Source organism: bacterium, assembly GCA_023230585.1.
GTDB lineage: Bacteria > Ratteibacteria > UBA8468 > B48-G9 > JAFGKM01 > JALNXB01.
The window spans coordinates 1-22,759 of the sequence record JALNXB010000034.1 but is presented as its reverse complement, the minus strand read 5'-3'; the positions used below and the strand labels follow the sequence as shown (position 1 = coordinate 22,759).

At 36.6% G+C, this 22,759-nt stretch carries 17 protein-coding genes, 1 tRNA gene and 3 pseudogenes; 4 read left to right on the top strand and 17 right to left on the bottom strand.

Features of this window, described 5'->3' with window-relative positions; all coding sequences use genetic code 11:
- The first annotated feature begins 599 nt into the window (after positions 1-599).
- A tRNA-Thr gene (locus tag M0P98_06520) sits at positions 600-671 on the top strand.
- Positions 672-680: 9 nt separating this feature from the next.
- Here M0P98_06520 and M0P98_06515 read toward each other — a convergent pair.
- The 7 genes from M0P98_06515 to M0P98_06485 all read right to left on the bottom strand — a co-directional run bounded on the left by M0P98_06515 (position 681) and on the right by M0P98_06485 (position 6,462).
- A complete protein-coding gene (locus M0P98_06515) occupies positions 681-1,832 on the bottom strand; it encodes an FAD-dependent oxidoreductase (protein MCK9266515.1) in 1,152 nt (383 codons plus the stop codon).
- Positions 1,833-1,913: 81 nt separating this feature from the next.
- Positions 1,914-2,042: an entericidin A/B family lipoprotein gene (locus M0P98_06510; GenBank protein MCK9266514.1), complete on the bottom strand. Its 129-nt coding sequence runs from the start codon at positions 2,040-2,042 to the stop codon at positions 1,914-1,916.
- 380 nt (positions 2,043-2,422) lie between these two features.
- Positions 2,423-2,881: a hypothetical protein gene (locus tag M0P98_06505; GenBank protein MCK9266513.1), complete on the bottom strand. Its 459-nt coding sequence runs from the start codon at positions 2,879-2,881 to the stop codon at positions 2,423-2,425.
- A 340-nt stretch (positions 2,882-3,221) separates the two neighbouring features.
- Positions 3,222-3,716, bottom strand: a complete 495-nt coding sequence (locus M0P98_06500; GenBank protein ID MCK9266512.1) for a lecithin retinol acyltransferase family protein — start codon at positions 3,714-3,716, stop codon at positions 3,222-3,224.
- Between the two features lie 314 nt (positions 3,717-4,030).
- On the bottom strand, positions 4,031-4,228 hold the full coding sequence (locus M0P98_06495; protein MCK9266511.1) for a tautomerase family protein: 198 nt from the start codon (positions 4,226-4,228) through the stop codon (positions 4,031-4,033).
- Between the two features lie 344 nt (positions 4,229-4,572).
- Positions 4,573-5,451: a radical SAM protein gene (locus tag M0P98_06490; GenBank protein ID MCK9266510.1), complete on the bottom strand. Its 879-nt coding sequence runs from the start codon at positions 5,449-5,451 to the stop codon at positions 4,573-4,575.
- Positions 5,452-5,478: 27 nt separating this feature from the next.
- Positions 5,479-6,462 (bottom strand): ornithine cyclodeaminase family protein, encoded by a 984-nt coding sequence (locus tag M0P98_06485; protein MCK9266509.1) that lies wholly within the window; start codon positions 6,460-6,462, stop codon positions 5,479-5,481.
- Positions 6,463-6,656: 194 nt separating this feature from the next.
- Between M0P98_06485 and M0P98_06480 the strand changes: the two genes are divergently transcribed.
- Positions 6,657-8,123, top strand: coding sequence for a DUF853 domain-containing protein (locus M0P98_06480; protein MCK9266508.1), 1,467 nt, complete (start codon positions 6,657-6,659; stop codon positions 8,121-8,123).
- A gap of 85 nt (positions 8,124-8,208) precedes the next feature.
- On the opposite strand, the gene M0P98_06475 is transcribed toward M0P98_06480, so the two are convergent.
- The 3 genes and pseudogenes from M0P98_06475 to M0P98_06465 all read right to left on the bottom strand — a co-directional run bounded on the left by M0P98_06475 (position 8,209) and on the right by M0P98_06465 (position 9,819).
- Positions 8,209-8,865 (bottom strand): hypothetical protein, encoded by a 657-nt coding sequence (locus tag M0P98_06475; GenBank protein ID MCK9266507.1) that lies wholly within the window; start codon positions 8,863-8,865, stop codon positions 8,209-8,211.
- 63 nt (positions 8,866-8,928) lie between these two features.
- A pseudogene (locus tag M0P98_06470) lies at positions 8,929-9,015 on the bottom strand (prepilin-type N-terminal cleavage/methylation domain-containing protein).
- A 120-nt stretch (positions 9,016-9,135) separates the two neighbouring features.
- Positions 9,136-9,819 carry a prepilin-type N-terminal cleavage/methylation domain-containing protein gene (locus tag M0P98_06465; GenBank protein MCK9266506.1) on the bottom strand — a complete coding sequence of 228 codons (684 nt, stop codon included), beginning with the start codon at positions 9,817-9,819 and terminating at the stop codon, positions 9,136-9,138.
- Between the two features lie 859 nt (positions 9,820-10,678).
- Here M0P98_06465 and M0P98_06460 point away from each other — a divergent pair.
- Positions 10,679-11,398, top strand: a complete 720-nt coding sequence (locus M0P98_06460) for a DUF481 domain-containing protein (protein ID MCK9266505.1) — start codon at positions 10,679-10,681, stop codon at positions 11,396-11,398.
- A gap of 72 nt (positions 11,399-11,470) precedes the next feature.
- On the opposite strand, the gene M0P98_06455 is transcribed toward M0P98_06460, so the two are convergent.
- From M0P98_06455 to M0P98_06440, 4 genes are all read right to left on the bottom strand, one after another.
- A complete protein-coding gene (locus M0P98_06455) occupies positions 11,471-13,048 on the bottom strand; it encodes a hypothetical protein (protein ID MCK9266504.1) in 1,578 nt (525 codons plus the stop codon).
- A gap of 175 nt (positions 13,049-13,223) precedes the next feature.
- Positions 13,224-14,849 (bottom strand): amidohydrolase family protein, encoded by a 1,626-nt coding sequence (locus M0P98_06450; GenBank protein ID MCK9266503.1) that lies wholly within the window; start codon positions 14,847-14,849, stop codon positions 13,224-13,226.
- A 549-nt stretch (positions 14,850-15,398) separates the two neighbouring features.
- Complete coding sequence (locus M0P98_06445; GenBank protein ID MCK9266502.1) at positions 15,399-16,178, bottom strand: TIM barrel protein; 780 nt, start codon at positions 16,176-16,178, stop codon at positions 15,399-15,401.
- A 24-nt stretch (positions 16,179-16,202) separates the two neighbouring features.
- The gene (locus M0P98_06440; GenBank protein ID MCK9266501.1) at positions 16,203-17,774 is read right to left on the bottom strand and encodes a hypothetical protein; all 1,572 of its coding nucleotides are present in this window, start codon (positions 17,772-17,774) and stop codon (positions 16,203-16,205) included.
- 511 nt (positions 17,775-18,285) lie between these two features.
- On the opposite strand from M0P98_06440, the gene M0P98_06435 reads away from it, so the two are divergent.
- Positions 18,286-20,889, top strand: coding sequence for a sugar phosphate nucleotidyltransferase (locus tag M0P98_06435; protein ID MCK9266500.1), 2,604 nt, complete (start codon positions 18,286-18,288; stop codon positions 20,887-20,889).
- Positions 20,890-20,941: 52 nt separating this feature from the next.
- On the opposite strand, the gene M0P98_06430 is transcribed toward M0P98_06435, so the two are convergent.
- From M0P98_06430 to M0P98_06420, 3 genes and pseudogenes are all read right to left on the bottom strand, one after another.
- Positions 20,942-21,568: a hypothetical protein gene (locus tag M0P98_06430; protein MCK9266499.1), complete on the bottom strand. Its 627-nt coding sequence runs from the start codon at positions 21,566-21,568 to the stop codon at positions 20,942-20,944.
- A 39-nt stretch (positions 21,569-21,607) separates the two neighbouring features.
- Positions 21,608-21,694 (bottom strand): annotated as a pseudogene (locus M0P98_06425) (prepilin-type N-terminal cleavage/methylation domain-containing protein).
- Between the two features lie 744 nt (positions 21,695-22,438).
- A pseudogene (locus M0P98_06420) lies at positions 22,439-22,525 on the bottom strand (prepilin-type N-terminal cleavage/methylation domain-containing protein).
- Positions 22,526-22,759 lie beyond the last annotated feature (234 nt).

Genomic DNA, 22,759 nt, shown 5'->3' with positions numbered 1-22,759 from the left:
CCTCGTCTTCATCTCTAACTCCTTCTCCATTCTATCCACCTCCTTTGAGGTGAATATTTTCGTATAGATTTTTTAATGAGGCAACGATATATTTTCAGATAGATTTTTAATGAGGCAATTCGAGAACTATAAAAAGTTAAACTTTGATGATACAATGTCACTTAAGAACCTTACAATTAAAAGGAGGCGCAGATAGTAAGAGAACAGCAATAAAGATGGAGATTGCCACATTCGTAAACTCCACTTCTACCTACGCCAAGGTATACCTGTCGAAGCTTGTAGTTTAGCGTAGGTTGGCTTCGGCAGGTATACCTTCGCAAAAACGGAATGAATGTGGAAGGAAAAAACTCTTTATTCCTGCAAACCCGTGAAGCAGATATCTGCTCTGAACAGTGTTTACTGAGGACTCACTAATCTAAAAGTACCCCCTCAGCTTAACCTTTTTTTCTGTAATTTGAGAGTATAATTGACTTGCGGTAAAACATAGAAAAGTGTAAACTATCTTACAGGTAAATAGTGCGAAATAGACACTTTTTGGACACCAAGAGCGAAATCAATCAAGAGAATATTTCGCTAAGTATAAAGCAGTTAAGCACTTAGCCCGTGTAGCTCAGAGGCAGAGCAGCGCATTCGTAATGCGAAGGTCGTCGGTTCAACTCCGACCATGGGCTCATTTGATATCAAAGGTTTTCGAGGTTTAAAATGACATTCTGTTTGGCGAGTCTCTTCTGCAATTTTTTTATATCAAGAGCAGAAAAACTTTCAGCTTTTTGATTGCATAGCATAGCAGACGCAGTACCTGCGGCTTCACCGGTTACAACGCATGCAGGTATTGCTCTTGTAACATCCCATAATGTATCAGCAGAGATACATCTTCCTGCAGTTATTAAATTCTTGTTTTTTACACCTATAAGCGCTCGTAAAGGAATACTGTAGACAGGACCAGATTTACGCCAATCGCCTGTCATTCCTATTGTATCTTCAAAAACTTTTCCATCATCCCTTTCTTGAAGTTCAATTTTTCCTTTAAGTCGACGGGTCATTCTAAAGCAAGGCATTGAAGGTAGTAGAACAGGGTAAATATTGGGATTTTCTTTTTTCATAGTTTCAAGTTTGTCTCTTATTAACTGATGAGAGTAAAGGAGATGAGAATTAACGCCTTCAGCTGTACTTCCAGAAAACTGAGGTTTGCTTTGACTAATCTTTCCGTGAGGGTCGTACCCGTCTGCAAGTGGCATAAGTTTAACCTCTCCTGAGTCGAAATAAAAAAACCAGCCAGCACCAAAATTGGTGTTAAGAGAAATTGTTTCCTCTCCGGAGTATGTGCAGATATCAGCATCTCCAGAAGCGTCAACCACACATCCACATTTCAGAAGAGAAAACCCGTCTTTGTTGTGTATCTGAACTGCTGTAATCTCGGCTTCTTTTTTTTCGACATCAACAACTTTTGTATCGTAAAATATATCAACCCCTGTTTTTAGAAGAAGTTTCTCCAGTTCAAGCATATAGGAAGCAGGGTTAAATCTAACTCTGTATCTATCTTTTGACCTTAAGGAGTTGTCCCCGTTTTCTCTCCAACATTGGGGAATACGTTCTGGTTGTTCGATAACTGAAAGTTTTAAGAGTTCCTCTCCTAGCCCCCCAACAACCTGTCTGCCCATACCATCGCATAAGGGAAGGTAGATAACAACATTTCCAAGAGTTGCAAGCCCTCCTGGGAAACACTGTTTTTCAATCATACAGACGCCTGCATTATTTCTTGCAGATGATATGGCTGCAGAAACTCCTGCAACGCCTCCTCCTACAACTACTACATCATATTTATTTTTCATTTTTTAATTTAATGGGGCTTTAAATACCATTGGTTTGCTTAACTAATAATCTTCATACAACCTTGACAATAGAAGTTTTTATTATTTACCTGTAGATTTTTGGATTGTCTCGCCTGCTTTTTCTATATCTTTTCCTATCCCGTGCATTGTGTTGCATCCAACAAGTAATAAAGTTGTTATAAGAAGTCCGAATATTATTATCTTCTTCATTTTTACCTCTTATCTATATTTTTCGTTCTGCCAAATTTGGCTATACTTTAAGCGATAGTTACGAAGGCATGTCTTGGCTCGACAGTCTTTCTAAGGGATAGAACTCATCCCATTTACCTATTTGCAAACTCTTGGGGAAAGTCTCATATTCCTCCACAAAAACAACTGCCCCTCCACCTACGCCAAGGTATACCTGCCGAAGCTTGTATTTTAGCGTAGGTTGGCTTCGGTGGACAAGCCTCATCCCATTAACCTCTCTGCAAACCTCTGAGAGATTTACTATCCCGAGCATTCTCAAGGGTAGAGGGCAAAGACGGAATGACAGACACAGAGGTAGAAGAAAAAAGGTGAATCTGACTAACTTAAGTTTTATCTTTCTTCTACTTTATTGATGACCCTGACTCGTTAAATTCTATTATTATTGTCTGTTTAGGGTTGTTTCTAATGGTTATAGAACCAACATCTTTACTACCTGTTCTTTTTCCAATCACCTGTATCTGAAAGTTAATCTCTGAGCCTGTATGAGATTTTACATCGAAAGAGTTGTCTCCCCAGTTGATTTCTCTCTTAAATGAGGTGGTTGTGCCTTTTCCTTTTACTGCCTCAGTTGCGGAACCAATTATATATACCTTAGTTGTACCGAAAGGTCCCATAAGAATCTTCCAGACAGGATCGTCTTCAGACATACTTTTGACATATAGTCTATCAAGTTTGATATGGAGTTGGATATCAACAGGACCAGAGTAGGGTAGGGGTTCTTTTATTTCTTCTTTAATGGTTTTTACGCAACCACTAAGAAGTAAGGTTATAAAAATTAGAGGGTAGATAATTTTTTTCATTTTTAATCCCTTTGTACAATTAATATTTATAAATGACTGTTACTTTGGTATATATTTAACCATTTATGAGATTTTTTTTCAAGAGGTAGGCAAAGTGTGAAGTATGGAACGGTAGTAAAAACGAGATTCCGGATCAAGTCCGAAATGACATTCCTTTACAACACATTCCTCGCAAGACAAACAAAGGCAAAAAGCCCCTCCACCTACGCTAAAATACAAGCTTCGGCGGATAAACCTCATCCCATTATTAATCTATCAAGCCCTAATAACTTTCTATCCCGAGTACTTCCTTAGGGGAGAAGGCAAAAAAGGGTAGAAAAAGATGTGGGTAGGGAAAGTTTTAGGTAACTCTACGTCTATTTTTAAAAAACTTAAATAGTTTTATTAGTATTGTCAATATGATTATAGCAGGTAAAAATCCGGCATTTAAAACTAAAAGAATAAGGATGATAACGTAGTTTCTCTGAGCTAAAGGAACGTACCTACGCCCATATATCTTAACAACAAAATCCTCACAATTGTTGAAAAGAAGGTATCTGCCAGGGAGTTCATCGTGTTTGAGGAGTATATTGGCTATTTCAAGTATCTCCTCGGCATGTTTAGAGTTTTTTGGTTCTGCGTGTACTGAGATTTTTTTGCCACGTCCAAATTCTTTTAAAGATATTTTTTTGACTGAACTTTTTGTTCCTCTACGTTTTTTATCAAAATCTATAACCGTATCGTCTCCAAGGTATATACCCATATGATACAAAAATAGGGTATACCAGATTTTTCGTTTTATTATGCTTCCTTTTTTAATTTTGAGTTTAGAATAGTCTATTTTTTTTGTTTTCATTTTAGTAATCCAAGTTAAAAGCAAAGGCAGAGGTTGCCACGCTAATAGGCCCCTTGGAGGTACTCGGGATAAACGCTCGCAAAGACGGAATAGAGATGTGTTGCCTTCTGCCTACCCAATTTGTTATCCTGAACTTGTTTCAGGATCTCTCACTTAACCCGCTTTGATAAAAGGCACAACGTGAAAACGAGATTCCGGATCAAGCCCGGAATGACATATAGGGCAATCCCTCGTATTTTCCTTGCCTGCTAACTACCCCCCTCACCCTTAATCCCTTTTTCCCAAAGGGAAGAGGGCAAATAAAGAGCAAATTGTTAAGTGGAAGGTTTCTGTTTTTCAGCAAGAAGTTCCCCACCAACACCAACATCCTCAGGCCCGCATTTTCTCAGGTATACTACAAAAGCCGACTTATCTATCCCTGTTAGTTCACTGGCTTTCTCTGTAAAGGATTTAATTAGTTCTTTCTTCTTCTCTTTTTCAAGTTCAGGTCCATAAAAAAATATTGTAGGCATATATTCTCCTTTACTCTATACCAAAACAGAGTATTTTTGTATATATTGTAAATATTTGGTAAACCCCATCTTATTTTCGTTATAATGTCGGAGAAAAAACCCCTCGCAGTAAACAATACTTGGGACAAGACCCCCTCAAAAAAACTATGGGATAAACCTCCGCCTTCGTTAAACCTGTTTTCATTAACCTTTTTGCAAAGACAAGCCAAAAGCCCCCTCACCTTACATCTCTCCCCAAGGGTAGAGGAGAGTAGTGGGGATTGCCCATTTCTCTACAAACTGGATTATGTTTACTGAGAACTTACTATATTATACTGCTTTTTATTATTTTTTTTAAGTTTTATTTAAAACCCGCGACGCAAGCCTACATTCCATGCTATATCCAACACTTTCTGAAACTCTTCAGATGTGATTCTTCGATTTATTGCAGGGTATTTATATGATTCTCCGCAGGGTCTATATTGAGCCATAATATTTATGTAACTGTTTTTTGACAGAGACGCTACAAATTTAAACACTTCTTCTGACCCAGCCAAGTTGTTAGGTAAAACAAGATGTCTTACCAGCAACCCTTTTTTTGCTATACCATCTGAATCAACTTTTAGGTCTCCAACCTGTTTGTGCATTTCTGTTACTGCCTCTTTACATCTTTCAAAGTAGTCGGGAGTGGAAGAGTATGTTTCTGCTACCTTTGAACAGGAATATTTTATATCCGGCATATATATGTCAACTATTCCTTCCAAAAGTCTTATAACCTCAACGCTTTCATATCCTCCACAGTTCCATACTATTGGGATTTTCAACCCTTTGCTAAGCGCTTCTTTTAACGATTGTACTATTTGAGGCGTAAAATGTGTAGGTGTAACAAAATTTATATTATGACATCCGACTTTTTGTAGGTATAGCACAATCCTTGCAAGTTCTTCACAAGAGGTTGTTTGTCCCGTTTTTCTATGGCTTATATCGTAATTTTGGCAATATATACATAAAAGATTGCAACCGGTAAAAAATATTGTACCTGACCCATAAGTGCCAACAAGTTCAGGTTCTTCTCCTAAATGTTGCCCATAACTTGAAACCACCATTTCCATACCCGCATCACAAACCCCTTTCATTCCTATTGTTCTATTGACCTTACATTTTCTTGGGCATAGTTCGCAAGATTCAAGTATTTTGTATAAGGTTTCCAATCGGGTATCTATTGTTTTTAGTTTTTCAATCATTTAAAACCCTTCTTTCTCTTCTTTTCTTTATTTTATAAGGTTTATCTTCAACCCTAAATTTCTCTTGATTGCTTCTTTATAAACATACTGGGCTATACGTACATCATGAGCTCCTAAACCAACTGGAACCATTAAAATACGTTCTTCTTCTGTTTTTCGCCCAATTTTTACGCCTGCAACAATATCTCCAAGTTCAGAATAGATGTTGTCACTGGTAAGTTTAGAACTTTCTACCAACAATTTCAGTTCACCCCTATGGCAGGCCTGTTCTATGGAGTCAACAACTATTTTATCAACTGAAATAGCAAACTCATCTTCGAGTTGTTGGAACGACCCCATAGCAAGAACTGTTGTGCCCTGTTTTATCCAATTTGCACATATAAACGGCTCTGACGCTGTGGTAACAAGCACAATTAAATCAGCAACTTTAACTGCCTCCTCCACAGATGGGCTATCTATTATTTGCATACTTATCGACCCTGACATTTCAGCAACAAAATCTCTTCTTTTTTCTTCTGATATATCAGATATGTACAGTTTTGAGTCAGGATATAAGACAGATAATGATAAAGCACAATTTTTACCCTGAGTACCCGCTCCAACAACACATATATTTTCACTATTTTTAACCGCAAGATATTTTGAAGAAACAGCAGCCGATGCACCTGTTCTAAGACCAGTAATAAGCGCACCATCCATTATTGCAAGGGTTTGCCCGGTTTCGGTATCAGTTAAAATAATAACTCCCATTATATATGGTAAACCTTTAGAAGAGTTATAGGGGTACCCACCTACCCATTTAATACCAGCAGCATTGTCTGATGAAATATATGCAGGCATAGCATTTAACCAAGATTTAAAACCGCTTTTTGACATATCAAGAGTAGTTTTTGCTGGCATAACTACGTTACCTTTGCCCCATTCATTAAAGACGTGTTCAGTTAATTCTATAGTTTTTGTCATAGTTAAACATTCTGACACATCTTTGGCAGTAAGTATTAATGTCTCCATATTTTTCCTTTTTTAGGTGTTTCAACAGGTTATACTTTTATTAGTTAAACTTGTAGCAGAGTATATATTAAGCAAAAGTAAAAAAGAATTGTTATTGATAAAACCTTTCCTTACAAAGAAACAGCAGTAAATGGAAATAATCATATTTTATGGTATCATATATCTTAATAATTCTAAAATTTGGAGGGGGAAGTATGGATAAAATACTTATAGGTAAAGGAGAACAGCAGGTTTCTCTGCTTGCAAAATATGGTAACCGACACGGTTTGGTGGCTGGCGCTACAGGAACAGGAAAGACTGTTTCGCTGTTGGTTCTTGCGGAAGGGTTTTCACGTATGGGTGTGCCAGTATTTATGGTTGATGTTAAAGGCGATGTAGCAGGGGTTGCTATGTCTGGAGAAAGAAACGAAAAATTAGAAGAACGGGTTGCGAAGATAGGTATTAAAGATTTTACTAATGAGGCAAGCCCAGCAATATTTTGGGACCTTTATGGTAAATCTGGTCATCCTGTACGTGCAACTGTTAGCGAGATAGGGCCTGTGCTTCTTGGACGAATACTTGATTTGAATGATACACAAATAGGCATGCTGGAGATAACATTTAAACTTGCAGACGATAACGGGCTTCTCCTTCTTGATATGGACGATTTACGGTCGCTTTTAAATTTTGTTGCTGAGAATAGAACTGAAGTTTCAAAACAGTACGGTCTGGTAAGTACTCAATCTATATCTGCTATACAACGTTCTTTATTATCTTTTGAAAGAGAAGGTGGAATACAATTTTTTGGAGAACCGGCTCTTGAACTTAACGATTTGTTGCGTACCGACCTTAGCGGTAGAGGGGTTATTAATATACTTACAGCTGACCAACTTATACTTAAACCTCGGTTATATTCAAGTTTTCTTTTGTGGCTTATTTCTGAGTTGTTTGAGAAACTTCCAGAGGTTGGCGACCTTGATAAACCAAAACTGGTCTTCTTTTTTGACGAAGCCCATCTTCTTTTTAATGATGCACCTACATTGTTACGTCAAAAGGTGGAGCAGGTTGTTCGTCTTATCCGTTCGAAAGGTGTAGGGATATATTTCTGTTCTCAATTTCCTGATGATGTGCCAAACGAAATATTAGGACAACTTGGTAACCGTATACAGCACGCTTTACGAGCATATACCCCAAGAGACCAGAAAGCTGTAAAAACAGCCGCTGAAACTTTTGTTGCTAACCCTAATCTTGATGTAGCAAAGGTTATATCTACTCTTGGAGTAGGAGAAGCATTGGTCTCTACTTTACAGGAGAAAGCTGTCCCGATGCCAGTAGAACGGACGCTTATAGCGCCACCTCGATGCCGTATGGGAACTATAACAGATGAAGAACGAGCACTTATTAAAACTCGTAGCCCCATAAGTTCAAAATATGATACTCCTATCAACAGGGAATCTGCTTACGAAATTCTTAATAGAAGAACATCTGAGACTGTTCAGCAACAGCAAAAAACCGAGCAAAAACAACCTGAACGAGGAATGCTTGGTGATTTGTTATGGGGAACAGGGCGGCGACAGGGGATGGTGGAGGCTATGGCAAAACAGACAGCCCGTAAGGTTGGTAATGAGATAGGAAAAACTATTATAAGAGGTATGTTCGGAAATATTCTTGGAAAAAAATAAGAATAACGACCAAGATTACCACATCACCTTACGTCTGAATAGAAAACCTTGTGAGACCTATAAATTAATGTTTTAAAAAAACAATTTACCAGTACGTATTAGATAGCAACATAGGTCTATGAGGATACCTTGTGCTTGGATGTGGAGGACTACTTGATGCGCACCCTTTTGCATTAGGAATTTCTGCAATATTCATAAACCCCCACGAATCACGCTCACCAACTTTCCAGTAGGCCGTGTTTCTAATGGTTGCTACCCACTTTGCTCTTCCATCAACATACAGAACGTTTACTCCTTCAACACCGTGGTTTGAATGTTGCCTGTATACACGAAATTGGTTTGGATAGCTTCCTTTAGGGTCATCTGTCATTATGGCAGTATCTGAATGGGTCTGAACATTCAACCCAAGCGCGTACGTATAGGAACAACTTGAAACACGGTCAGAAATATAAGTCGCAATGTTGGATTGAGTTTGCCTGATAAGTGCTCCCGGAATTGAATGGGGCCTATCTCTGGTTGAACCGGGACATATAAAAAGTTTATAGTCGCTAACATAAGAGGGTGTTTCCAAGGCACTTGATGAAGGGTCTATCTGGCCTGTAAGAAGAGCAAGAGATACGTTTGGTTTTGAAGTGATAGCACCAGTTGACCAACCTGTATGGCTACTCCATTTTGCTTCATCATTAAAATCGTGGTAAGGAAACCATCCACCCCAATCCTGAGCATATATCAACAAAGAAATACCGAGCTGTTTAAGATTGTTTAAGCAGACACTCCTTCTTGCCTGTTCTCTTGCCCTCGCAAGAGCGGGAAGAAGTATAGAAGCAAGTATTGCTATAATAGCTATTACCACAAGAAGTTCTATCAGAGTAAAACCAGTTTTTTTTCTCATTCTTTTCACCTCCAATATATGTAGAAGAAGAGAAGTCCACTCTGATTTAAAGTTTTTCTCTCCATTTCTAACAATTTCAAAATTTTAATTATAACTGTATAAGAATATTTGTAACTAAACTTATGGATATGTAAGGTTTTTGATCTTATATTTACTATCAGCAACAGCCCAGTTTGTAGATACAGATGTATTGGCATGAATCTTTGTTACAGTAGCAAACTTGTCCATCCCCATAGACTCAACGTGGCCGTCAACAAACAGGAAGTTTGCCTGATTTGAGTGCCTAAAATGTACAAACCCTTCTGTGCTTGTTTCATAAGCACAGGTTGCCCACTGGTTTCTATAAAGTGTATCTGTTGGAGAGTCTAAAAGTCTAACAGAATCAGCAAAAATCCAGAAAGCTGAAGGATTGATACTTGCATAGCGACGGGTTATGATAGTATTGCTCAGAAACAAAAGGCCTGGCGCCAATGAACCTGACTTTACACCATAACAACATCTATTACTTGCGTCCTTATCATTGTCGGCGGTATATGGAGGAATCGATGGGCAGACTATAATTTCTCGCGAAAAATAGTTGCCATATATATTTTGATTGTATATCTGTACATGGATTAATTCTTCAAAATCCTCAGCGTAGATAAGAAGAGCTGTTCCAAGTTGTTTTAGGTTATTCAAGCAAACGGTTGACTTGGCTCTTGCCCTTGCTTTACTGAGAGCAGGAAGCAACATCCCTGCAAGTATTGCTATAATTGCTATTACTACAAGAAGTTCTATTAGAGTAAATCCGTTGTTTCTCTTCATTCTTTTCACCTCCCTATACCTCTAAATGTTTCATTCAAGGAACTATTCCTTTTTTACCAGTAGAGGATAGTTTTAAATTAAATCAATAAACTTTTATCTTATGAATGTTCAGTACCCACATCTCGCCTATTGAGAATTTGCCTAAGCTAATCTTTTGTGCAAGTAAAACAAAAACCTTGTTTGCACGATACAGATACAAACAAGGTTGAGATTCACTACTAATTCTCAAGTTAAACTTTATTCAGAACTTTACCACAAATCTCTACAAATTATTAAATTTAATTCTTAATATAATTATACCCCACCACCCCCCGGTTTTGTCAAGTATTTTATAACTCTTTAGTACAAACCAGTTTTCAGACGCCTTTAACAAAAAAAAAGAGTTCTTTTCGCTAATAACCACACCAGTTGAGCAGATCGGTTGTTTGTCGCAATATTCTCTATTGTTCAGACACGTACTTCAACAATATCTTGCCCAGAGCCTATCTCTTGAGGTATTTTAACGTATGTGTTAAACAATACTGCTCCAGCCTATGATGAGATAAACTAATTTTTAAAGGATTCTCTTCTAATTTAGTAATTGATTTAAATTTATGTTACTATATTGACTGTTTGATATTTAAAAACTGACTTTAATGGTAAAGTGGGCGGGATAAGACAAAGGCAAGGATAAAAGCGAGGGTTGCCACGTCGCAATCCCATAGAAAAACTGTTGAGACAAGGCGTTTCAACCTACGCCAAGGTATACCTGCCGAGGCTTGTAGTTTAGCGCAGGTTGGCTTCGGGAGACATACCTTCGCAACAATCGTTTAAAACATAGCCAAGTTTGGCAGAACGATAAACTTAACAAGGAGGAAAAATGAAACGTTTAGTGATTGGTCTATTTTTATCAAGTTTAATACTTACAGGAGTTACAAAAATATATGCTGAAGAAGAACCTTGGGAGAGCAACATCTCTTTAGGTGTAAACGCAACCAGAGGAAATGTTGATAGTGTCTTTACAACTTTTTTATTTGATACTCAAAAGAAAAGAACCGATTCTCTTTTTAGAGGCGATTTTAGTGTTGCTTATGGGGAATCAGATAACGAAACAACCACAAACGAAATTATGCTTTCATCTCAATATAATAAAAATATTACAGATAGAACCTTCTGGTCTTTGATGGGCAGCGCTGAATTTAACGAATTGTCAGGTATAGATAGCAGGTATACAGGTGCTTTAGGATATGGCTACTATTTTATAAAAGAAGCAAAAAGGTTGCTTGAATTCTCAGCTGGCGTAGGATATATTGCAGAGAAGTTTGATACTGGTAAGGATAACAACTATTTTACAACTTTTCTCGCTGAAAGATATGAACACAAAATGGAAAACTCAAAACTCTGGAATAATTTGGCTTTCTATCCTGAGGTTTCTGACTTTAGTAATTTCATACTGAAAGGTGAGATTGGTTTTGAAGCAAATATAAATTCTAAACTCGGGTTAAGATTAGTACTTAAAGATATTTTTAATAATACTGTTGAGGCGGGAAGAGATAAAAACGATGTGATTATAATGAGTCTGTTATCTTATAAAATTTAATAGTTTAAATAGTCTGGCAGTTGCTTATTTTTAGCAACTGCCAGACTGTAACAATCCTTCCTTTAATATAACCTATAAAACTTTTAACACAATGTAACCGTAACCGTCTGTTACTGAAACTTCAATACCTTTTTCTGAAATAGCATCTTTTGTATGTAAAGTAACAGAAGGTGTTTTTTCTACAATCTCAAGTTTTTTACCTACAAATTCTTTTGGTAGTTTCACCAAATCTTTATCCACATTTTTATGATAATCTAAATATATTACTGTATCGTTCTCCTGTTTCTGCCAGTAAAAACAGGTTGCGTTTTCTGCAAGAAGAGGGTTGAAATAATGGCGATAACAAACACAATAGAAATCTGTATCTTTTGGTATTATATTACCCATTTTTCTATCAACACCTACCGGGAACGATTTACCGCTAACATAAAGTGAAAAAGGACCTACTACGTTTTTAACTCTTACAGAAGGTACTGATATACCGTGTATCAAAGAATACCCGAGAGCAAACCCAACTTCTCTAACGGTCTTGTCACCATCTCTATTTGTGAGTAGTTGGATATATCTATCAGGATAATTTGAAAGGTCGGCAATATTACCTTCTTTTTCGTTAAAGAGCAGGGTTGTAGAGAAATTTTTTGAATAATCCTCTATTTTACAAAAATCGTAGTTGATATCATTTTTAGTAAAAGGTAATGTTTTGGGGATATAGTATTCTAAAAGATTATATTTACCTTGGAACGCTTTACTTGCTTGTATAAAACCCATATATCCTAACCTGAAATCTTGTAAAGCTTTAGCTTTATAGTAAATTATATTAGCACCGTTAGGGTGGAATCTGTAAGTAATTTCGTTTCTTATCACACCATCAAGATGGTCAGCAACAAAATTGCGTTCTTGCCCTGGGTTAGCAATGATGTCATTCAGAAGAGAGCCAGTATTAATAATATCGTACTCTTCAACAATATCCAACCAACTGCAAGTAACAAGTTCATCATCTTTCAATGGAGTTTTTCCATCAACAAGGTACTCTTGTTTTTTTATTCTACAAGCAGGCGTCGCTTGCAGCATTTTTCTTTCAGTAAAAGTTATAGTTGAGTTGCGAGAAGGACTTTTTAATGTTTTACCGATTAACTGAGTTGTAAACTTCCATATATCTCCAGTAGGAGAATTGCTACCAATAAACATAAGTCTGTTCTCATCAACAATTTTTATCAGGTAAAACTTATTCTCTTTTTCATCAAGCCATTCACTCCCAATATCAGCTACTGTTTTACCGTGATTATCAACAGTTAACGCAAAACTTACAGAGTTACCGTGGTCAGCCCCAATATATGTTCCGTTGATACTCCAAGGGGTAGAATCTCCCCCACCATGTTTAATAACTTTGCCGCTCCTAAAACCTCTAAGATCTGTAGCCGCTGAAGCGTTAACAAGAGTAGCGCTACCAAAAGTAATCTGTTTGTTGCTTCCCAGCCTTATCTGCACTACAAGGTCTTCCTTTTGTGAAAATTTGCTCCTTATATAAACAGTATCGTTATTTTTTATAACCTTCAATTCACTCATATCCAAGGTTTCTTGAGCGGTAGATAATAACGAAAAAAAGAAACAAATAAGCAATAAAATTTTAAGACTTCTTAATACCTTCATAACTCCTCCTTTAGCTGAGAACCAGCCGCTAAATAATATGCAACAACACTTTAACTATCAAACTCCCTCATATCTCCATTAAAGAACAGAAAAAAGCCACTTGCAATAAAGAATACTCTAAGCAAGACACTCTCGTACAACAAAATGAGGGTCTTTTCCTTTGTTTTTTACTACCCTAAGATGTTTTAGGTACAATCGTTCTGGAAAGAATTCTTTTTATATTTTCTGCCAAACCTGGTAAGAGTTCTTCATCAGTTAAAGGCATAGAAAGGTACCTACCCAACTCCCACGCCATATCGTGTCCTGCTGAGTCTGAACCATAAACGACTCTATCTGTCCCCACAATTTTTACAGAAGTCTCAAACGGTCTAAAAGTAGTAAAACTACCACAAAATTCAAGATAAACGTTTTTAGAAGATAACGCAAGTTCTTCTGCTTCAAGCCTTCCTTTTGTACCTCCTCCTGAATGTCCCAATATAAAAGAAGCGTTAGGGTATTTTAACACAATATCTTTAAGCATCACAGGAGAATTATAATTATCGTTCCAGGTATGTATCAAAATAGGTTTTTTGTGTAGGTTGGCGTACTCCCAAACAGGAATATATCCAGGGTCGTTTACTGGAATTTTCCAATATGAAGGTAGAATCTTGAAACCTACAAAAAAATCCCCTTTAAACAAATCATCAAACAGAGGTATCGTTTCGGTTCCATAGGTAGGGTTAAATGCAATATATCCAGATATTCTATCTATATATGGTTTTAATATTTCTTCACCTTCTTTGTTATATAAATGGCTCGGTCCAAACAGAGCTGGTTCATAGGTAAGAATAATACGGTTAACGCCAATGTTATCCATCTTTGTAATGGTTTCTTCTACACCATTTTTTATATCGTTCTGTTTAAACACCCATCCTCTTGTAAATGGTGGGGTATGCCCATGAACATCTATAATCTCAACGTTGTTTATAGGATTACCTTCCCTAAAAGTGTTCCATAAAGATTTATCTTTTAAAATTGGTGAGGAAGGTGCTCTTTTTTCTGTAGCTGGTTTTAGGTTTAAGAGTGATTCAACATTTGAATGTGCAATCTTTTCTTTCTCTTCATCTGTGATAGAAGCGTGCATTAAAGATGCAATGGAAGCACCATAATGAGATTTATAACCTAACCCAAACAGAACTCGTTCCACCCCAAAATTGCTTACAAGAAGTTCTATCGTATCCCTCATATGAAGCCAAGAGGTATCAATATAGGTATTTTTACAACGTGAAAGCAGATCAAGAACGCTCCCGAAACAACCCCACATTCGCTGAGTTACAACAAAAGAGATGTCAGGGAAAATATTCGCTAAGTATTCATAATCTCTTGTTGCCTGTTCATTGTGCCCACCTTGACAATCCCAAAATATAACAGGCTTATGGTTTACAATCAAGGAAAGTAGTTGTTCAAGATGACGTACCTCAAAACGTGATACATCCGGAATAATTGATAAAGCACGTACTTGTCTGTTCTTTAAATAAGATTTAAGAAAATCGAGTGTCCCTTCTTCGTAAAAACACGCAGGCGTAATCACAAAAGAAGGAATTAACCTTTCTTTAGCACCAGAGGATTCAATCTCTTTAATAAGTTTCTGGTTACCATATTTAGGGTTTATATCTCTTGCTGCTAAGTGCCACACAAGAGACCTTTCTATACCTAAATAGTCGAGATGAGAAATAAGAGAAGTTACATCAGGAAATTGAGAACCAGCATAAGCACTTCTACCAATATTAGCATTTACATTGAAAAAGGTAAATTTTTCCATCATACACTCCTTTTCCGCCTAACGGCGACTTATCCCGAGTACCTCCGAGGGATGAAGGCAAAAACGGGAGAGAGTAAATAACACCACATACTTTTTTCCTCTTAACTCACGTAACAGCGGTAGTAAAAACGAGATTCCGGATCAAGTCCGGAATGACATATAAGGGGAATTCTCACCCTTATCATTACGCCTTTCGTTTTCTCTTGCCTGCTAAAAGCCTCCCTCAGAAAAACTGTGGGATAAGCCCCTCATCCTTGATACTTCTCCCTCAAGGGAGAAGGCAAAAAAGGTGCATTCCTTTTCCGCCTTCGGCGAGATTGCCACACTAAGAAGCCCCTCCTACGCAAGGTATACCTGCCGAAGCTTGTATTTTAGCGTAGGTTGGCTTCGGCGGGTAAAGCTCGCAAAATAAACTACAAAAGACGGAATGGGGGGGTAGTAAAAACGAGATTCCGGATCAAGTCCGGAATGACATATAAGGGGAATTCTCATCCTTATCATTACGCCTTTCTTTTATGTCTTTATGAGCATTGTTTTTTGATACAACCTTTATTCTCCTTGAAAATATTTTAAAGTTTTTAAAAGAGTTTCAGGAGATTCAAATTTAGGCATATATTCAAGACCAAAAAAATTACTATATCCAGATTCTAAAGTTTTTTGAAGTAAAAATAGATAGTTGAGTTCACCTAAAAAAGGTTCGTGCCTTCCTGGTATGCCTGCAATATGAAAATGCCCAATATAAGATATGTTGTTTGTCACAAAAGAAGTGATATTCCCCGTCATAATACCCATATGATAGAAATCATATAGCATCTTCACATTGTCCAGACCCACCTCTTTTATTATAGAGATTCCTTCAAAGGGCGAGTTTAAAAAATAACCGGGGTGGTCAACTTCAGTATTTAATGGTTCAAGGTTAAGATGAAAACCTTTTTTAGCAACCATTTCACCTGCCTGCCTCAAAGAACTAACCAACGCTGCCCTCTGCTGTTGGTAGTCGTGCCCGGGAATAGATTGTCCGGTAGTTATAATGCCTTGATGACAGCCAACAGATAAGGCGTTATCAGAAATACGGTCAACTTGCTCTAAAAAACGGGAGTTGTTCTCCTTAGATATGGGGGCGACTTTCTCATCTGTTGCAAAATTAATAACTACACTAACAAGTTCTACACCATAATCCCTGCCAGTATCAGAGATTAGTTTCAGTACGTAGGCATCTTCTCCTTGCCATGTTTCAACGTATTTGTAACCACATTTAGCAATCTCATAAACTCGTGAATCCCAAGACATATCTTTAAAAAACAGATCTACAAGTGGGGCTATTTTCATATATAACCTCCTTAAGACAGCACGTTAAAAAATTCTTAACACTACATATCCGTAATTGTCTGTTACAGAAATTTCAACTCCCTTTTTTGTAAGGGCACCTTTTGTATGTAAAGTTAAAGATGGTGTTTTTTCTATTATTTCGATTTTTTTACCGACAAGTTCTTGAGGCAACTCAACTACGCCTTTATCAATATTTTTATGGTAGTCGATATATACAACTGTATCGTTTTCTTGTCTTTGCCAATATAAACAGGTAGCATCTCCGGCAAGACGCGGATTAAAGTAGTGTCTGTATGCAAGACAATAAAACTCTGTACCCGTTGGTATCATAGGTCCCATTTTGGAGCTGATTGCGTGGGGGTAAGATTTCTTTGAGGTATATAGAGTGATTGCATTGTCTGTATTAAAAGCTCTTTTTGCAGGAACAGTTATTCCGTGAATCAATGAATACCCGAGAGCAAACCCGACCTCTCTAACAGTCTTATCGCCATCTTTATTACCCAAAAACTGTATAAACCTTTCAGGGAGATTCTTTAAATCTGAAACATTATTTTCTTTCTCATTAAAACCAAGGGGTGGTGTGAAACGGAAAGAATAGTCTTGGATGTTTTTAAAATCGTAGTTGATATTATTTTTAGTGAAAGGTAGAGTTTTGGGAATATAATATTCGTGGGTTTGGTAGTTTCCTTTATAAAGTTGAGAAGATTGTATAAAACCCATATATCCTAACCTAAAGTCTTGTAAAGCTTTGGATTTATAATAGATTATTGTTGAACCATTAGGAAAAAACCTGTATGTAATATCGTTGCTTACAATCCCTTCAAGATGTTCGCCTACAAAATTACGAACCTGCCCAGGGTGAGCAAGAATATCGGCAAGTAGCGAGCCAAAATTGATTATGTCATATTCTTCCACAACATCAAGCCATTCGCAAAACATTGGTTCATTATTTTTTAAAGGAGTTTTTCCGTTCAAAAGATATTCTTGTTTTGTTATACGACACGCTGGTTTTACCTGATATAATTTTTTTTCTGTAAATTTAACAATATCCCCTTTAGAGTTTTTTAGGGTATCTCCTTCAAGACGTCTTATCATCCTCCATATCTTATCCTTAGAGGTGTTTTCTCCAACAAAATAAAGGTTCTTCTCTGATATTTTTGCTAAATACAATTTGTTACCTTTTGAGTCTTCCCACTGAGTACCTAAATCTTCTGTAGTTCTATTGTGACCTTCAGAAAGCAGGTCAAAACCGACAGCCGCACCGTGATTTGCACCTATATAAGTACCGTTAAGGTTCCAAGGAGTTGAATCATCACCATTACCGTGTATATATTTACCTTTATTTAGAGCAGGTAGAGCCATTGGTGTTGATTTATCAATCAAGAAAGTGCCAGAAAAATTAATCTGGTTGTTAGAGCCTAAATTTATACGTACAAGAAGGTCTTCTTTTTCTGAAAACTGGCTTCGGATATATACAAAATTGTCAGATTTTAATACTTGTAGTTGGTTGTTAGACGCAAAAATATCTTTTGATGTTGTTACCGTTAAAAGTGAAACTAGCACTAATGACAGCAAAAAGACTCCTATTTTTTTCATCTTTCCTCCAAAATTTAGTTTTATCAAATAACTAGCTTATAGTATTTCTGTTATTTATCATCTTCTTAACAAATGCAACACTTCCCAAGTATTAACTTACGAACTTATGAAGTTAACAAGTAAGTATTCAGTAACTCCCTCCCCACCTGTTATAGTTTACCTACACTAATATTTTGTGCAGGTGAAAATTTGTTCGCACTATACCAACAAGGTTGGGATTCATTCCCAATTTTTAGTCAATATCAGCAAACCATCTCCACACTTGCCTCTCCCTGTGGGGAAGAGGAATAAAAGGCGAGGGTTTATCCCAAATGACATATAAGGGAAATCCTCAACCTTATATTATCATAATTTTAAAGTTTCGAACAGAAAAAGACCAATTTTATAAAAAACAGACATTTTATATATTACGTTTCTAACTTCGCAATAGGTTCAAAATTATGTTAATATAAATATGATTAAGAGGTACTCGTTTAAAGAAGGGTGGTAGGACTATAAAAGGATACATATAATGACAAAAGAAATGGGTGTTGTAATAATGGCAGGTGGTATGGGCTCAAGAATGAGGTGTTCTTCTGTTCATAAGGTATGCTTTCCTCTTGGTGGGAAACCTGTGATAAACCGTAACATAGAACTCTTTAATAATTGTGGAATAAAGACACACTTCATTGTTGTAAGACATCTTGCTGAGCAGGTAATGCAGACAGTTGCTTCTACTGATGGAACCCATTTTTTCTGCTACCAGAAAGAACCAAAAGGAACTGGCAACGCTGCTAAAACTGCAGGTCGCTTAATATCAAAAATATCAACAATAGAAGATATAATGGTGGTTGCAGGTGATAAAATCATTGAAGAGAAGATTTTATGTAAGCTTATAGAGAAACATAAAAAAACAGATAGCGACCTTACTCTTCTTGTAGGTAAAATTAAAGATTTCCCTGGTTCAGGCAGAATAATATATTCACAAGATAACTTAATATCTGGCATAATTGAAGTTTTAGATATTAGAAAGGCAGAACTTCTAAACCAATTTAAAAAACTTACCTCAAAAAAACCTCTTTCTTCAAAAGAAGCAAAAAAAATTATACTTACATATATTAGTAACGAAAAAAAGATAGAGATTGCAATTGGTCCTTTGTGGAAACTAATAAAAGAAGGGAAACCCATTACTTCAAATTTTATAAATAAAAACTTTTCTGAAGAAGATTTTATGCTTAAATGCAACCAGAACTATATACCTATAGATTCTATTAAAAAAGTTAAGCATACTAATCTATCTGTATATCTCTTTAAGCGGGAAGCTTTTTTAACATCACTTAACGAAATAAGCGACAATAACGCTCAGAAAGAAGAATATCTAACAGATACAATAGGGGTTCTTGCTAATAAGGGGGCTAAAATTGATGTTCTACCAATAGACAAACCCAGTCAAGTAATGGCATTTAATACACCTGAAGAAATCTACCAGATTGAGAAAAAACTTGTTGAAAAAAACAGCATAATAAAAGAAAAACCTTCTTATCTAAAGAGTCCTCTCGATTGGCTTAGACACTTAGAGACGGTTTCACCTGTGTCTTTAAAATATTTTAGGGATATCTATGGAAACAATTACCCTTATATAGAAAACAAAATAAAATTGCTTACAGCCGCCTTAAAAGATTATATGGAACATTTTGGGAATAACCCTGTAATAATAGTAAGAGCCCCAGGAAGAATAAATATTATGGGTAGGCATATTGACCATCAAGGCGGGGACGTTAATATGGTAGCTATAGATAAGGATATATATTGCATTATGGGTGCAAGAAACGACAGGCAAGTTTTTGCGAACAGTATGGAACCTTACAGGTTTCCTGAAAGACGTTTTAGTATAGATAGTTTAAATGTTGATTATGAAAAAAAATGGCACGAATTTATTAATAACTCTTTTTTGCTTAAACAGTTCTCTTCAGCAAAAAAAGATTGGGGTAGATATATAAAATCGGTGCTTAGCAGGTTTCAACACTTTAACGGCAAAACACCTATTAAAGGTATGAATATTATGGTTTCTGGAGATTTACCTATCGAAGGAGGTATAAGTTCTTCTTCTGCTCTATTTATGGCTGTTGCAGAAGGGTGTACCTACCTAAACAACCTAACATTGTCCCCTTATAAATTTATTGAACTTTGTGATGAGGGAGAAGAGTTTCTTGGCAACCGTATCGGTACAGGTGACCATGCAGCAATCAAATATTCAAAAAGAGGGCATATCACCCATATTGGTATTTCACCGTTTCAGATAATAAAAAGTATCCCTTTCCCTCCAGATTATCTTCTGGCTATATGTAATTCTCAGTTTCAGGCTTACAAAACAAGGGGCGCAAAAGAGATATATAACCACAGAGTTGCTTGCTACCATATAGGTAAAGAGTTGCTTAAACAAAACTTCCCTTCTATTTCTGATTTTGTTATACACCTTAGAGACATTGTTTACGGTAAAGGTAACCTTTCAGAAAAAGATATTTTAGAGATGCTTAAAAGTCTACCTATAAAAATGGCAAGAAAAGAGATTTATAGTAATCTAAAATCTGAAAAAGTTATAAGTAACATTGAATCTATACCTTCACATATTGATAACTTTCCTATTAGAGAAATTTTAACATACGGGCTTTCAGAATGTATAAGAAGCAGGTTTGGAGGTCAACTTTTATTAAAAGACAATATTTATGACTTTGGTAAATTGATGAATATTTCACATAACGGAGATAGGGTTGCAAAATGGATAAAAGATATGGATTACGCTCCGTATTCTATTGATTATTCTGATAAGACAATAGAAAAACTTATATCAAACTTACCAGAAAAAGATAACCAACTAATGTTTCAACCAGGCGGATATAGATGTAGCACACAAGAGATAGACAGGATGATAGATATATCTCTAAAGGTAAAAAATGTGGTTGGTGCACAAATATCAGGCGCAGGGTTGGGCGGGTACATTATGGTCCTTGTAAAAGAAGATTCTTATGAAGAACTGGAATCTCAAATGTTAAAATATTATTACGAATCTTTAAACCTTGAACAAGAAATGTTTATTGCGTACCCTGTTGAAGGTAGCGGTCTGGTCTATTTTTAATATATATTTTGAGCGCAAATTTAGGTTTAGTTAATATGTTCCACCTTAACTTCTACCAGATAATCGGTTCATCTCCAAGATTGCCTTTTTCATCAACCATCCACCAAAATTTATATGTACTTGTTCCTCTGTAAGCGGTTTCGTTCTCAACCAACTTAGATTTACTAACTGCTTCCACATGCCCATCAACAAAGAGCATATTGGCATGACCAGAATGCCTTAGATGTAACACCCCAGTATTGTTCGGTTTTACACTAATTGATTCGCCAGCGTGAGAGTACCTATACTGGCGACCTTTATATTTTTCATCAGTTCCAATATATATTGAATCAGCAATAACAAAAAGTTTACTGGGCCACTCCACCAGAGATGTATCGTAGCCAGAAATAGTCTTATCTTTAATATATGTCGAAGGAAAAATTACTCTCCAAAGCCCAGTACTGTAACCATGCCTCCACCCGTAAGCAGATAAAGGATAATCATCATCATATTCATAAGGAGGATATGCTGGGCATACAACAAGTTTTTGGGAGGGAATATATTTCCCTATATATGCCGAATGTCTAAACCATTCCTTAGTACCTCCATTAACTGCATCTCCTGTTGATAGCATTAAAAATCCCTTATAATCCTGAGAATACATCTGAAAACCCAATCCTATCTGTTTAAGGTTATTCATGCAGACAGAACTTTTTGCCCTTGCTCTTGCTTTGCTTAAAGCAGGTAACAACATAGCAGCAAGTATGGCTATAATAGCTATAACAACCAGAAGTTCAATTAAAGTAAACCCACTATCTTTTTTCATTTTTTCTCATCTCCTGTTAAAGAATCCTACACTTTAACTACCTCAGTATGTGAAGTGTAGGTCTCTCAAAGTGCTCTCACTATTAGGAAATACATTCGGGAAAGCCTGCCAAGGCAATATAGAATCAGAAGCATTTGGCCATTTTTTACGATAAACAGGAATCCATTTTGCGTTACCTCCCACATAAAGAGCATTAACTCCGTCCCATAAATGGTTTCCAAACGCCGAATGAAGAGCTAAACAGTTCCATGCTTTATAATAGACACTATTTGGATTATCTCTGGTTGCAGTAGTAGATGTATTATGCCAGTATTTAGCAGTAGTCCATTTTCTGTCAGCCAGAATAACAGTATCAGAATGTGTCTGCACATTTAATCCATAAGCATAGGCATAAGAACAACTAGTTCCATAATACGCTCCTGCAGGGTTTGTTGCCAGATATCCAGGTATATCAGAGGGTTCATCACGGGCAACACTCGGACATATAAAAAGATTACTATCTGTTATGTAGGCAGGTGTTTCTAATGCTGGGTGCGGGTCATCTTGAGCATCAAAAGGAATAGTTTGTCCTGTGAGTAAAGCAAGTGACCTATTTGTTTTTGACTCAGGGTCTTGCCCCTCTCTTTCCTCAAGTATAGGAAACCATCCACCCCAATCTTGAGCATAAATATGTAGAGCCAGTCCGATTTGTTTAAGGTTGGTTAAGCAGACCCCTCTATTTGCCTGTTCTTTTGCTCTCGCAAGAGCAGGCAACAACATAGCAGCAAGTATCGCTATAATAGCTATAACCACAAGAAGTTCAATGAGGGTAAAACCTGTCTTTTTTCTCATTTTTCTCACCTCCTTTTCCCCCTGCTTTGTCAAGGTGTTTTTTTAAAGGAAGTCTTTTACAGTTTCTCTCTGCTTATAGTCTACTCTCTCCCTATAATTTTAGTCAAGTATTCGAATTGCCTCATTAAAAATCTATCTGAAAATATATCGTTGCCTCATTAAAAAATCTATACGAAAATATTCACCTCAAAGGAGGTGGATAGAATGGAGAAGGAGTTAGAGATGAAGACGAGG

Coding starts and splice junctions, on each gene's coding strand:
- M0P98_06515 (MCK9266515.1), bottom strand. CDS start 1,832: ATGAAAAATAAATATGATGTAGTAGTTGTAGGAGGAGGCGTTGCAGGA.
- M0P98_06510 (MCK9266514.1), bottom strand. CDS start 2,042: ATGAAGAAGATAATAATATTCGGACTTCTTATAACAACTTTATTACTT.
- M0P98_06505 (MCK9266513.1), bottom strand. CDS start 2,881: ATGAAAAAAATTATCTACCCTCTAATTTTTATAACCTTACTTCTTAGT.
- M0P98_06500 (MCK9266512.1), bottom strand. CDS start 3,716: ATGAAAACAAAAAAAATAGACTATTCTAAACTCAAAATTAAAAAAGGA.
- M0P98_06495 (MCK9266511.1), bottom strand. CDS start 4,228: ATGCCTACAATATTTTTTTATGGACCTGAACTTGAAAAAGAGAAGAAG.
- M0P98_06490 (MCK9266510.1), bottom strand. CDS start 5,451: ATGATTGAAAAACTAAAAACAATAGATACCCGATTGGAAACCTTATAC.
- M0P98_06485 (MCK9266509.1), bottom strand. CDS start 6,462: ATGGAGACATTAATACTTACTGCCAAAGATGTGTCAGAATGTTTAACT.
- M0P98_06480 (MCK9266508.1), top strand. CDS start 6,657: ATGGATAAAATACTTATAGGTAAAGGAGAACAGCAGGTTTCTCTGCTT.
- M0P98_06465 (MCK9266506.1), bottom strand. CDS start 9,819: ATGAAGAGAAACAACGGATTTACTCTAATAGAACTTCTTGTAGTAATA.
- M0P98_06460 (MCK9266505.1), top strand. CDS start 10,679: ATGAAACGTTTAGTGATTGGTCTATTTTTATCAAGTTTAATACTTACA.
- M0P98_06455 (MCK9266504.1), bottom strand. CDS start 13,048: ATGAAGGTATTAAGAAGTCTTAAAATTTTATTGCTTATTTGTTTCTTT.
- M0P98_06450 (MCK9266503.1), bottom strand. CDS start 14,849: ATGGAAAAATTTACCTTTTTCAATGTAAATGCTAATATTGGTAGAAGT.
- M0P98_06445 (MCK9266502.1), bottom strand. CDS start 16,178: ATGAAAATAGCCCCACTTGTAGATCTGTTTTTTAAAGATATGTCTTGG.
- M0P98_06440 (MCK9266501.1), bottom strand. CDS start 17,774: ATGAAAAAAATAGGAGTCTTTTTGCTGTCATTAGTGCTAGTTTCACTT.
- M0P98_06435 (MCK9266500.1), top strand. CDS start 18,286: ATGACAAAAGAAATGGGTGTTGTAATAATGGCAGGTGGTATGGGCTCA.
- M0P98_06430 (MCK9266499.1), bottom strand. CDS start 21,568: ATGAATAACCTTAAACAGATAGGATTGGGTTTTCAGATGTATTCTCAG.